Genomic DNA, 12845 nt, shown 5'->3' with positions numbered 1-12845 from the left:
CTAGTAAAATGATCACTCATTTTGCTGTCAGACTTGCTCTACTTATAGCAGTCGAGTCTGACGAAAAATCAGATCAATACGATGGATTTTCATTCCATTTTACAACATTATAGAAAGATTTAGGAGGAATCAGACGTCTATGTCACAAGAAAAAATTTCAGCCAAGGTCTTGTTCGCAATCTTTGCGACAGGGATCCTGTCCTTTTGCGGGGTGGCTGGAGAAACTGCCATGAACATCACCTTTCCAATATTGATGAAGGAATTTGAGATCAACACCGCAACAGTCCAGTGGGTTACGACCATCTATCTTCTAGTGGTTGCCTGTGTGGTCCCCTTATCTGCTTATCTCAAGCGTTCCTTTAAAATGAAGTCCATCTTTTTAGTTGGAAATCTCCTATCTGTTTTAGGTGTTCTTATCGACTTCTTAGCTCCAAATTTTGCCTTTGTGGTTCTTGGGCGATTGGTCCAAGGAATGGGGGTTGGTTTTGCCCTTCCTCTGATGTTTAATATCATTTTAGAGCAGGTCCCAAAACGCAAGATCGGTCTCATGATGGGAGTGGGGACTCTGATTACAGCCATCGCTCCCGCCATTGGTCCTACTGTCGGTGGTCTCTTGACAGCTAACTTTGGCTGGCGGTCCATCTTTTTAGTTCAATTCCCGATCCTTCTGGCTTCGCTGGTTGCAGGACTTCGCTCCATTGAGCAAATCAGTAAAATCAAGCGAGAAACGCTTGATATCATGAGTCTTCTCGCCATTATTGCTTCATTTTTAGGGTTGATTCTAGGTATTCATGGCCTAGCGGATCATGCGTTCTTCAGTTTTTCTGTGCTTGGTTGGCTGGTGATCGGAACCTTGGGACTGGTCCTTTTGGTCTGGCGGTCTAATCGCATAGAGACTCCCATTATCAACCTTGCTATCTTAAAGAACCATCTCCTCACTGGCCATGTTCTTGCCTTTTTCACCTTCCAATTAGGTTCTCTGGCCATGAGTTTTCTTCTTCCTAATTATGTCCAATTGGTCAACCACTCCAACACCACGCTTGCAGCCTTGATGTTGCTTCCAGGAGCCATCATTGGAGCAGGTTTTGCTCCCTTCTCTGGTCTCATTCTAGATAAGTTGGGCGCTCGCAAACCGATTCTCCTTGGAGCTGCTTTAATCCTTCTAGCCTATTTCCACTTCACCCTTTTTGCTCTGAAGCTGACAAATGGCTTGATTCTCATCTTTTACATGATCTTCATGACCGGTATGGGGCTTGCCTTTGGCAATATCATGACCAACGGACAAAAACAACTCTCTCTGGAAGAGCAACCCGATGCGAACGCGATCTTTAACACCCTGCAACAATTTGCAGGCGCTGTCGGAACAACCCTGGCTTCGCTGATAGTTGCCATGAGCCAAGCTAATCAAAAGATGGACTTTACTCAAGCCACTGCTAAAGGAAGTCGCAACGGTTTTATGGTCTTATTTGCCTTGGGCATCTTCCAACTCCTTCTCTTATTTTGGGTGGTGGGAAAAGATAATGAAACCAACTAATTTATCTCGTCAAAAAACAGCAGGAAGCCTGCTGTTTTTTGTTATCCTTTCCGCACTCGCGTTAGAATGCCATCAGGATCCTCAAAAATTATGCACTTCTGCTAAATAAACCTTGATAGGATAGGTGTATGTCAAATTCTCTCTCCATTTTGCTTGTAATGTCAAATTTTACAACTAAAAGGTTCCATTAAATTGTCTAACTTTTATCATTTGAGTTAAAATCCTTGATTTCTTTCTGTATTTTATTTATAATCATTCTAAATAAGGAAAAGGAGACATTGTATGACTGAAATAAAACATGGAGTAGATGAATCATTTAGCGATCGCTTGAATATTTTGAGAGCTGCGGTTCTAGGGGCCAATGATGGAATCATTTCTATCGCTGGAGTGGTGATCGGGGTGGCCAGTGCCACGCATAACATCTGGATCATTTTCTTATCTGGCTTGTCTGCAATTCTAGCCGGTGCCTTTTCGATGGCGGGTGGTGAGTATGTTTCTGTTTCCACACAAAAAGACACGGAAGAAGCTGCTGTGAACCGCGAACAAGCCTTATTAGATCGTGATCCAAAGTTAGCTAGAGACTCTCTCTACCATGCTTATCTTGAAAATGGAGAATGCGAAACTTCCGCAAAGATTTTGACAGAACGGGCCTTTCTGAAATATCCCCTCAAAGCCCTGGTCGAAGAGAAATATGGTATCGAATACGAGGAGTTTACCAATCCTTGGCATGCTGCTGCATCTAGCTTCCTTGCTTTTTCTGTTGGTTCCCTTCCTCCAATGCTCTCGATCATTCTCTTTCCAACTGCCTATCGCATTCCGGTGACAGTCTTCGTTGTTGGACTATCCTTGATCTTCACTGGCTATACCAGTGCGAAACTGGGAAAAGCACCAACCAAGCCAGCCATGCTTCGCAACCTGATCATTGGCCTTCTCACCATGGGTGTGACATACTTCTTCGGGCAACTCTTTAGTATCTAAAAAGCTGAGACTTCTGTCTCAGCTTTTCTTATGCTTCTAATAAGGCTTGTACTTGTTTTTCCAGTCCTGCGACCGCTTCATCTGTCAAGACTAATTCACCTGTTTCCCAGGCTTCTGGGTTAACGGTTGTTCCAGTAAACTCTCCAACCACTTGAGTCCGAACGAATGGCAAGAGCGCTTGATAAGCCGCAAACATTGGTTCGTGTCCGGCATTAGCTACTGAAGAAACCGTTACGATCTTATCTTGAAGGGCAGATGGACCACGAGTTTCTGACAGGTCAAGGGCACGGCTAAGCCAGTCAATCAGGTTTTTCACTACACCTGGAATAGCAAAGTTATAGACTGGCGAGAAGATCCAGATGGCATCCGCAGCAAGAACCGCATCACGCGCTGCTTGCAAAGATGGCAGGGTTGGTGTTTCCAAATCTTGGTTCATCATTGGAATGTCCTTGTAGTCCAAGTAAGTCACCGTTGCTTTCCCTTCAAGAAGGCTTTCTGCTTTCTTAGCCATTTGGTGGTTGAATGATCCTTGACGAAGAGATCCGACGATAAATAAAATGTTTTTCATAGTTATTTCCTCTTTCTGTTGTAAGATTATTTGTTACAATAGCTATTATACAGGATCGGAATGTAATGTCAAGGATTACAACTCGGATTTTTTAACTTTTACTCCATTTTACTAAGGGAAGGTCAAAAGAAGTGAGATAAAAAAGTTGGACAAATGTCTCCAACCTCCAATGATTTCGTGTAGGGAAACCCCTCACTTATACCATTCGAAAAAATTGCAGAAAATAAGCCAAGATTTCTCTTGGCTGTTGATTTTATGCATGCTCCAATCCTTTTCGTGTGTTTTCCTTAATAGTTTCGGCTGAATGGAGCAATTTTTCTTTTTCTTCTTCTGTCAAATGCAAGTCCAATCGTTCGAGAATCCCTTTTCGACCTACAATCGCTGGGTAACCAAGATAGGTTCCATATTCTGGACGATAGTTAGACACTGGCATTTCCTCGTGGCTATCATTGATCACAGCTTCTGCTAAGCGTTGGGCTGCTGCTGCAATCCCAAAATTAGTATATAATTTGCCAAAGAAAACCGTGTGGCCACCGCGCAAGGACTCGTAGTTGATAGCATCAAGCTCTTCTTGAGAGAAGAGATCGGTAATGGCGTGTCCTTTGACACGGACCTGACTCCATGCAACAAATTGAGAATTTCCATGCTCACCGAGGTTGTAGCCTGATACACTAGCAGGAGAAACCTGCAAACGATCCGCAACTGCACGCTTCATCCGAGCTGTATCCAGCAAGGTCCCTGTCCCAATCACCTGTTCTTTTGGAAGGCCGGTATATTGTTGATAGAGTTGAGTAACGGCATCAACTGGATTGGTCACTACCAATAAGACCCCACTAAAGCCAGAAGCCTTCAGATCACGCGCTACTTGCACCACTTGCTTACTGGTAAAGGGAAGCTCCGCAAAACGGTCATCAGTGTTATTAGCCTGCAACTCAATATTTCCAAGAGTCGACACCACGACATCCGCATCTTTTAAAGCCGCGTAGTCATTGACCGTGATATGCACCGGATAACCTGTATTGGCAACCGTATCACAGAAATCCAAGGCATCAGCCTTGACCTTTTTCTCATTGGTATCAATCAAGACCAAGTGATCACAGGTGTGTTTCAAAATCATGCTGTGGGCCAAGGTCGCACCCACATGCCCCAAACCAATAATACCAATTTTTCTTGTCATCAGAATCCTCTTTTCTAGTATCGATCACACTGTTGGTGAGGATAGCTCTTTGTTGACTCTATTCTACCACAATTCTAGAAAGGCGGATTGAAAAAACGGGAAAATTTTCAAGTTTTTTCAAAAAGAAAAGAGGCAGCGCCTCTTTTAACGACTCAAGAAAGAAGAGTCTCAATCTCTTCAATGGACAAACCCGTCATCTCCGATATAAGATCAGTCGACATTCCTCGTGAGACCATCTCGCATACCAACTGTTTACGACCTTGTTCCAGCCCTTGTACTAAACCTTCTTCTCGCGCTTCATCAATCGCCGTCTCCAGGGTCATATCATAATTTTCTTGAATCCGAATACGCTCGTCTATCATGGTCTTCTCCTCCTTGGTCCAGCTAGATGAATCTAATAATGAATCTGCGTGGGCAACGGCCTGACTGGGAGCTTTTGTAAAGGGAAGATTCCCAAAAAACTCCAGCCACTGTCTGCCTGCATCTGTCAGATTCTCATCTTTATTATACTTGTCTAGCTCTAAAAAGGCAACCTGCAGAAGATTTTGGTGCTTGCCATTTTTATAATAAGCCTTGAGTTGCTTGCCAGACCGGCTATTGGTCAGCCAGTATTTATTGATGGCGGCCTCTTCGTCTAGTAAGAGCGACTTCTCCAAAATGGCAATCCCATAGACGGGCTCCATCTGCTCGTACATCTTATGTGTCTGTCCTTGCTGGCGCAGTTTTTGTACATTCTCCACCAGCTGATTGGCCAGATAATAATGGAACCGGTTCAAGAAATACTGCTGTTTGCGAATCTGGATCTCGATGATCACCTCGGTTCCATCATGGAGCTTGGCTCTCACATCCACCGCAGTGGAGAACAAGTCATCCTCCTCATAAGCCATGCTGTGGGGCTGGCTTCCCTCCACTATCTGAGCGTCCGCCACATCCAGCTCCAAAATGTCTCGAATAAATGCTGCCGTCACCTCTGGCAAACTAAAAATCTTCTTGGCCATGATGTCCAAGGTCGGCGATACATGCGCGTGTCTCTTTTGCATCCCTACTCCTTTTCGATAAAAAATAGAGGGAAGGTCCCTCTACTTCTATTATTCGAAAAAAATTTGGGAAAGTGACTACACGACCATTACGAAACGAAGTAATAGTTTTCTTTTAATTCTCTATATCTGTCAAAACTGAGAATACCCTCATTTTGTAATCTTCCTAAAACAATACTAGGATGAATATCGATTTCCTCAGCAAAGCGTAGAATATCCGACTTATCAAAGTTTCCTTGTTCAACAAAAACTTGATAGTCTTCCGGTCTTATTAAGAGATCTTTTGCAAACTGATCTGCCCGTTCCTCAGAACGTCGGTATGACTTACCATTTCCATCATCTGATGAAAACTCGTTCTCCAGAATATGCCCAATCTCATGGAAAAGTGAGAACCAGAAAATATCTGACGCTTTATTTCGATCTGTGAGTAAAAGCAAGGCACTACCATTTCCAAATTTTTTCGTAGCACCATTTAGATTGGCATTTGGCAAAGCAGGTAGACCAACTAGGACAACACCACAATCTAGCAAGATATCATACAGGCGTTGAGGAAAGACTTCAGGATCTTGTCTTGTCAACTTTCTCAAAGCAGGCAAGTTTCTCTCAAGCTTTCTGCGATTGAGCTTAGTAGTCGTTATATCACGCGCTTTTTTAGATGCCAACTCCAACATGATATTGGAGTTCACTATACTTTTAGTCGTGAACTCACGCGTATTTCGATAACTCACCTGATTGTTAAAAGATGAGAACTTGTCTAAACTCGCCACTCCTAGAATCTTGCGAAGCTCAACAATCTTTTCTTTCAATGTATAGCGTTTATCTGGAACGTAGCCTTCTGCCTTAAAATACTTGAAATCAATCATCTCACAGATTTCTTTCTCGCTACCTTCTTCTAGCTCTTTTTGTTCTACAATCTCTGCAACTTTTACATCATAAGCATTCTGAAGATTGAGCCAGGTTTGCATGGAAACTCCACTTAACTTGGCTAACTTATGAGCCGTCTCTTTACTGATGGACTCCTCAGCATTGACCAGCTTGCTGATAGTCTTTGCAGAAACTCCTAAGCGCTCAGCAAACTCTTTTTGCGTTACGTTATAATCTTCAATCAACTCTTCAACATACTGACCTGGATGAAAAGCAATCAGGTCTTTGTATTCAACAATTTTCTTACTCATAGTGATTGCTGACCTCCTCTATTTTTAGGATTTCGATTTCAACAGGACTAGGAAATACCTTTTCTAAATCCTCCTCACGAAATTCTACAATCAACCGATAGGAACTTTTCCGATCATCTATATCCAAAGCAAACTGTCCCTGTCTCTTCCCCTTGAGTTGGTGAAAGTGATATTTAGGAAAAGCTATCACACTGGCCAAAGAATCTGCTGCTTCCAAAAAGGTAATCAATTGATGCAACTTTACAGCAATCTTATCCGAAAAATCCTTTTTAGCCTGCCTCAGCTCTGTGCACTGCTTTTTAACAGTTTTATTTGTATAGATAAGCTTCATATGTCCCTTTCTGTTAAATTAAATTACCTTTTAGGTAATTTAATTGTATCAGATTAGCAATGAAAAGGCCAGTTAAAACTTTCATTAACTGGTCCTTATTTAATCAAAGACTGACACCCTACCCCTTAAACTCCTCGACAAATTTCTTGAGCTCGTCATCGGCTTCTGGTGTCGTCCCATGCAGCTGGCTGAGCATGTTTAGAAGAGAAGCTGTCTGGGTCTCGATGGTCGCGTTGGTTTGGTTGATCTTAGCCACGATATCTGTCAGTGGCTCTACCTCTTCTTCCTCAAAGGTATCCACATAGCGTGGGATATTGAGGTTGTAGTCATTCTCGACGATCTCCTCGAAGCTAGCCAGATGGGCAAACTTGTCCATGTCCTCTCTGCTCTTATAAGCCTTAAGGATCTTCTCGATATGGGCATCCGTCATGATGTTCTGGTTCTTGCCCTTGTCAAATTCCTTAGAAGCATCGATAAAGTAGACGTCCCGATTGGTCCGGTTCTTCTTGAGAATGATGACTGTCGTTGGGATGCTGGTATTAAAGAAGATATTGGCAGGAAGACCGATTACCGTATCAATGGCCCCTTCTTCCAGCAAGGCCTTGCGAATGGTTCCTTCAGCATTGCCACGGAAAAGAACCCCGTGAGGGAGGACGATGGCCATAACACCATTGTCTTGTTTCAAGTGGTAATAACCGTGCAAGAGAAATGCAAAGTCTGCCTTGGATTGAGGCGCGAGCTTACCAAATGGGGAGAAGCGAGGATCTTGGAGGAAGCCAGAGCTTGCAGACCACTTAGCTGAGTACGGAGGGTTCATAAGGACCCCATCAAAGTTGGTCGGCTCTTGGGTAGGCCAGTCTTCGTCCAACGTATCGGCATTGTGCAAGAACTGGTTTTCCACCGGAACCCCGTGTAGGATCATGTTCATCCGAGCCAGGTTATAGGTAGAGGTATTGAGCTCCTGACCAAAGTACTGGACGGTTTGAGGCTGGTGAGAATACTTCTTGGCATTGAGCAAGAGGGAGCCCGATCCCATGGTGGCATCGTAGAGGGTAAAGCCCTGCTCGTCTTCACGCCCTAAAAAGGCAATCTGGGTCATGAGCTTGGCTACAGGCTGAGGTGTATAGAACTCACCAGCTTTCTTACCCGAGTCAGTCGCAAACTGACCGATTAAGTACTCGTAAGCATCCCCAAGCATATCTCCTGCATGACCTGCTACATCCAGCACTGCCAATTCTTTCATAACGGCAGCCACTAGCTGGTTTTGCTTTTGAGGAGTGGCCCCTAGCTTCTTGGAGTAAAGATCAATGTCCTCAAAGAGATTCTCATAGAGGTCGTCACTTTGCTCGATATCTCGGAAGCCCTGAGCCAGATCTTCCAGCTGGAATGTCCCTTCATTGACCCGGTCCACCAAGGCTGTAAAGGTCAAGTCAGGCTTGATGAAATAATTGAGTTCATCGTTGACGACGGAGATCAGCTCCTCTTGAGAGGCTGGATCCTCATAGTAGGATCGGTAAAGCGCCAAGGCTTCATCTAAGCTCTCTGTCTCCTCCTCCATGGTCTCCGCCACGAAGAAGAGCAACTTATCTGAGAGATACTTGTAACAGATCATCCCCAAAAGGTAAGACTTGTAGTCATTGGCATCCATCTTAGAGCGGAGCACATCCGCTGAGTTCCACAGGGCTTGGTAGAGCGACTGGGAGGTTTGTGTTGTTTCCATAGTTATTCTTTCTGATTTCTTTTAGACCTTTTCTTGTTCTAGTGGGACGACAGCGAGGGTCTTGCCCAGACTGGCTAAGACTTTCAAGACCGTGTCCAATTGAGGACTGGTCTTGCCTGTCTCCATCCGAGCAATGACCGGTTGGCTGACCCCACTGAGTTCTTCTAGTTTCTTTTGGCTAATTCCCTTTTCATGACGAGCCTCGATCAGCTCTGTCATAATCGCGACCCGCAGATCACTTTCCAGAATTTCTTCCTTGGTGAAGAGCTCTGCTCTCACATCTTTCCAATTGCTGCCGATGGCACTATTCTTCATCACTTAGCCCTCTTTCCTTCAAATCTTGCAACTCCCGCATGGCTTTCTCAATCTCTCGTCTAGGTGTCTTTTGCGTCTTTTTGACAAAATGATGCAGTAAGACAAAGCTCCCATCCAGCCAAGCCACGAATAAAATCCGATCTCGCAAGGGTCTCAACTCCCAGATCTCCGCATCCAGATGCTTGATGTAGGGTTGGCCAGCACGTTTTCCATGCTGGCTCAAAAGCTCGATGTAGTCGTTAAGCTTGTTCAGTTTGATCCGGCTGTCCTTATTATCGCGACGAGCTAGCTCCCTCATGTAGTCCAGGACCGGTTGATTCCCTTGTTTGTCCTTATAAAAATAAATAGCGTGCACAAAGCAACCCCTTTTCGAATTTATTATAACTCTAAAGTTATTAAAAGTAAATACTTTTAAGTTATTAAATACTAAGGAGCACCCTTTGAAAAGATCAAAGGGACTCACTTATACTATTCGAAAAATGCTGTGCATTTGGTTACTGATAAGGATTATTTTTGAAGGTTAGATAAACATATCTTGTAAGAGTTTCTTTTTGAGAGTTTCTAGCTGCGAAATTTTTTCTTGGTGAGCAGAGATGAGGCTATCGAGGTTAGAAAAGTAGGCACCGATGGCTTGTTGTTCAGAAAGAGATGGTATAAGTACTTTTTTCGATAGTAATTCCACTTTAGTAATACCCTTTATTGATGTTCCTTGAAGTTGAGTAACCTCCTTTTGAAGTAATCTATAAAGTAAATATGCTGTGAATTCTATATTTGATTTAAGATTTGAGAGTGATAAAAAATCCTGACTTGTTGCGTATTCATGACGCATCACTGCTAACTTCCCAACTCCAACTCTCGTAACAACCGCAATTGAATCCTTTGGTATTATTTTGGCTGATGAATTTTTTAAACCTTTCTCAGAAATACTTTTTTGAACTTTAATTTCAAATAGACAATTTGTCTCTAAGTCAGATGATTGAATCCAAGGAATATCCCCATCCCAATATTCCTGAACATTTGTTTTTGGAGTGCCACCACTTTGAAAGTCATCAGCTAAATCATTAATTTCAAGAAGCTCCCACTCACCTTCAAATCCATCCAAACGAATCTCAGGTACCGTCTGTCCAGCTTTAGGAAACATCTTGGATAGCATGGTCGCCTTGAGAGATTGGTAGTTTGCAAGATTGCCTTGGTAACTCGCCAAAAGGTCATCGAGAGTACGGAAGAGGGAACCGATGGCGGATTGCTCCTGAAAACTTGGAGCACTAAGTTTCCAATCACCATATTCTTTTCCATTTACTCCAGGCTGCCCAGATCGCTGTGAAGCAATAGCAATGAATTGCTTGTATTTTTCAGTTAAAGTTTGCTGAAATATAAAATCTGCTGAAACATCCTCTTTAATTCGAGCACGAATCAGAAAACCAGCATAATACATTTCACCATCTTTTTCTTCATATAAATATGTTTTTCCTACACTTGCTCCAGTTCTAGCAAAAAGCAAATCGTTCTTTTGTAATTTAAAATTCTCTAATTCAGGTGTAAATTCTATATCTGGCGATGTTACTTTTTCAGAAATAAATTTTCGTGAATTATCATCAATATCAGTGATACGAATATATTTATGAACGCCATCATAGTACGTTGCTGAAGAATTTAAACCATACTCTATTGAATTAGATAAATCTTTTAACGTCTTTTCCTCCCATTTATCACGATAATTTTTAAATCTAATTTCTGGAATATGTGTTTTTTTATTCACTAACTCTTTTCCTTTTTATTTAGTTTTATACAAGGATTTCCAACTATATCTTTTGCCCGTAATATTATATAAACTATATAAATAAATGGTAGGACTACTAAAATTTTAATAAAGTCATCTCTTAAGAAAAATATTCTTAAAATCAATATCAGGCCAACCACTAAAATTAATACTACATATCTATCATCTATAATTGGAAACTTAACTTTATTTTTAAAATCGTCTCCGTTAAACATAAGACTCTTTGTATAAAAATCCTTTAATTTCAAATATTCGTCTTGGTTTTTCCACATTTCTAAAATATAAATTATTAAAATAACCAAAAGAGCACAAACTAGTAAAACTAATAATAGTTGTGTCTTTTCCGAACTCGAATTAAGTAATCTACTTATAACATCCGCTCCATCATAATCTTTAATTTTATCAAAAATCAGTAAAGACAGAGCAGTCATCCACCCCATTAATTTTAAATGTAAGGATTGATAAATGTCATTTTCCCTTTCTGTAATTTTTAGAAAGTCATTTTTCAGATTAGAAACTTCTTCAAAATATTTATCTGTTTCCTGACTGATAATACGTTTAAAAATACTTTCTGCTTTATTAACAATGTCTTCATTTATTCTAAAGGTTCCATTTTTAACGATAATACTTCTTACAATATCTAATCGTTGCTTATAAGTATTATAGTAACCTGTATCATTAATAACCCAATCATAGACACTATTCAACAAATCTATATCGTTAATATTAACTTCTGAGAAAGCATATCTTTCTGAAATCGAAATCCTATCTTCGCTAATTCTAAAATCAAATATAAAGTCATCCTCTAAGATTTTTATTTCAGTATTTGTAGATAAGAATAATAAGATGAAAATTCTGTTTAAATGCAAAATTTTTTGAGATGGATTTTCAACTTTTCTCAATAAATTTACAGAAAAATTTTTAATGTCTCTATTAATAATGTTAGACTTGACAACATTATTATATTTTTCCATTTCATCCTTAACATCAATTTCTTCGCTTTTCCAGTTATGATTGTCACGATAGATATAATCAATCTTTTCTGAAAAATCAATATCGGAAAAATAGTCTTCAATATCTGTGAAATGTGTCTTTGTTTCAATGTAATCATTTAAATTAAATATCGTCTTATTATTTTGATATAATATATACTTACCTTTTTCTTCCTCAAGTTCAACATTATTATATTGCAAAAATTCAATTAAATCACGATTACTTTCGTCATCCACTATTTCATATGAAGTTCCGTTCCAAGAATTATTCTGCATTTATATTACCTATTTTTGATCTAACTTCATTTATGAAATCCTCAGATACAGTTAGAATTATTTTGTTATCTTCAATTTTAATTTGTCTTCGTCTTTTCAATTTTTCAAAATTATCAGTTTTAATAACTGTGTCACTAGAGACTCTAATCTCATCTTTATACTTATCACGTAATACTTTTGAGTCAATAGTAAAGTTAGCATCTAGCTGTTTGGCCTCTATTGAAAAAAATTCATCCTCATAATTTCCAACATCAGTAGGAATATCAATCAATTCTTTATAATTCAAATAATCAATTAACTCTGATTTATCAAATAAATTATGATCGAAGATATAACCTTTTGTTTCAGAAACGATATCTGAAAAATTCTGTTTTTCTTTAATTTGAGTTGAAAATAATTCCTCATCTTCAACTAATTTAATAAGTTCTAAAGAATTAACTCTACTATTTCTAACTTCCTGTAAACCTAGAAAATCACTCATCCAATAACTAGCAACTTTCCTATTTTTATCTATAACTTCAATTGTTGACAAATCTTTCCTTGCAATACAGGCTTTATAGTAGGTTTTTTCTGTCCCCAACTGAGCTACTAATTTAAATGTCTCTGTATCAGCTACAGAAGTTTTTTCTAATTTTAATAGTAACAAACTATCGTCAGATTCTTTAATAAAAAGAAAGCCTGATCTAATACTTTTCTTTCTAGAATTTGTACTAGAGCTCCTCTCAGACTCTAACAACTTTTCAGGAAATAAATTAATATCAAAATCCTCAGGAGATTGTTCGAATTCTTTCAAAATACTTTCTCTCTCCTCTGTAACTTCTGCGATTACCGAAACATGACTCGAATGGTTATCAATAATTGTTCTGAATATCTCATCAATATTTGTAATTTTATTGTTATCAAGTTCTATTTCAGTGATTTCATCGGTTATTTCATATACAGCAACTTTCTTTTTCATTTAA

At 40.0% G+C, this 12845-nt stretch carries 14 protein-coding genes; 3 read left to right on the top strand and 11 right to left on the bottom strand.

What is annotated here, in order from left to right; genetic code table 11:
- Nucleotides 1-139: 139 nt before the first annotated feature.
- The 3 genes from QM351_RS00640 (at nt 140) to QM351_RS00630 (ending at nt 2512) form a co-directional block, all read left to right on the top strand.
- Nucleotides 140-1534, top strand: a complete 1395-nt coding sequence (locus QM351_RS00640) for an MFS transporter (protein ID WP_414326132.1) — start codon at nt 140-142, stop codon at nt 1532-1534.
- Nucleotides 1521-1643 carry a hypothetical protein gene (locus tag QM351_RS00635; RefSeq protein ID WP_256317999.1) on the top strand — a complete coding sequence of 41 codons (123 nt, stop codon included), beginning with the start codon at nt 1521-1523 and terminating at the stop codon, nt 1641-1643. The genes QM351_RS00640 and QM351_RS00635 overlap by 14 nt, the downstream gene beginning before the upstream one ends.
- A 173-nt stretch (nt 1644-1816) precedes the next feature.
- Nucleotides 1817-2512: a VIT family protein gene (locus QM351_RS00630; protein ID WP_414326130.1), complete on the top strand. Its 696-nt coding sequence runs from the start codon at nt 1817-1819 to the stop codon at nt 2510-2512.
- 28 nt (nt 2513-2540) lie between these two features.
- Here the strand turns inward: QM351_RS00630 and QM351_RS00625 are convergent, their stop codons facing one another.
- The 11 genes from QM351_RS00625 to QM351_RS00575 all read right to left on the bottom strand — a co-directional run bounded on the left by QM351_RS00625 (nt 2541) and on the right by QM351_RS00575 (nt 12841).
- Nucleotides 2541-3080, bottom strand: coding sequence for an NADPH-dependent FMN reductase (locus tag QM351_RS00625; protein WP_414326128.1), 540 nt, complete (start codon nt 3078-3080; stop codon nt 2541-2543).
- A gap of 253 nt (nt 3081-3333) precedes the next feature.
- Complete coding sequence (locus tag QM351_RS00620; RefSeq protein ID WP_155125160.1) at nt 3334-4257, bottom strand: L-lactate dehydrogenase; 924 nt, start codon at nt 4255-4257, stop codon at nt 3334-3336.
- A 152-nt stretch (nt 4258-4409) separates the two neighbouring features.
- Nucleotides 4410-5297 carry an Rpn family recombination-promoting nuclease/putative transposase gene (locus QM351_RS00615; protein ID WP_414326125.1) on the bottom strand — a complete coding sequence of 296 codons (888 nt, stop codon included), beginning with the start codon at nt 5295-5297 and terminating at the stop codon, nt 4410-4412.
- An 86-nt stretch (nt 5298-5383) separates the two neighbouring features.
- Nucleotides 5384-6469 (bottom strand): HigA family addiction module antitoxin, encoded by a 1086-nt coding sequence (locus QM351_RS00610; RefSeq protein ID WP_414326123.1) that lies wholly within the window; start codon nt 6467-6469, stop codon nt 5384-5386.
- A complete protein-coding gene (locus QM351_RS00605; protein ID WP_414326121.1) occupies nt 6462-6800 on the bottom strand; it encodes an addiction module toxin RelE in 339 nt (112 codons plus the stop codon). The genes QM351_RS00610 and QM351_RS00605 overlap by 8 nt, the downstream gene beginning before the upstream one ends.
- A gap of 118 nt (nt 6801-6918) precedes the next feature.
- Nucleotides 6919-8520 (bottom strand): type I restriction-modification system subunit M, encoded by a 1602-nt coding sequence (locus QM351_RS00600; RefSeq protein ID WP_414326119.1) that lies wholly within the window; start codon nt 8518-8520, stop codon nt 6919-6921.
- Between the two features lie 21 nt (nt 8521-8541).
- Complete coding sequence (locus tag QM351_RS00595; RefSeq protein WP_021144391.1) at nt 8542-8835, bottom strand: helix-turn-helix domain-containing protein; 294 nt, start codon at nt 8833-8835, stop codon at nt 8542-8544.
- Nucleotides 8825-9190, bottom strand: a complete 366-nt coding sequence (locus QM351_RS00590) for a type II toxin-antitoxin system RelE/ParE family toxin (RefSeq protein WP_254727937.1) — start codon at nt 9188-9190, stop codon at nt 8825-8827. The genes QM351_RS00595 and QM351_RS00590 overlap by 11 nt, the downstream gene beginning before the upstream one ends.
- 165 nt (nt 9191-9355) lie before the next feature.
- On the bottom strand, nt 9356-10594 hold the full coding sequence (locus QM351_RS00585) for a restriction endonuclease subunit S (protein ID WP_254727939.1): 1239 nt from the start codon (nt 10592-10594) through the stop codon (nt 9356-9358).
- Nucleotides 10594-11883 carry a hypothetical protein gene (locus QM351_RS00580; protein WP_414326116.1) on the bottom strand — a complete coding sequence of 430 codons (1290 nt, stop codon included), beginning with the start codon at nt 11881-11883 and terminating at the stop codon, nt 10594-10596. Before QM351_RS00580 ends, QM351_RS00585 begins: the two co-directional genes overlap by 1 nt.
- Entirely contained in the window at nt 11873-12841 is a 969-nt protein-coding gene (locus QM351_RS00575) for a nucleoid-associated protein (RefSeq protein WP_254727942.1), read from the bottom strand. Before QM351_RS00575 ends, QM351_RS00580 begins: the two co-directional genes overlap by 11 nt.
- Nucleotides 12842-12845 lie beyond the last annotated feature (4 nt).

Origin of the sequence: Streptococcus parasanguinis, from assembly GCF_047465465.1 — a bacterium.
Classification (GTDB): domain Bacteria; phylum Bacillota; class Bacilli; order Lactobacillales; family Streptococcaceae; genus Streptococcus; species Streptococcus parasanguinis_AI.
Note: the sequence above shows the minus strand (reverse complement) of the source record. Positions and strands in the feature narration are given on the sequence as shown.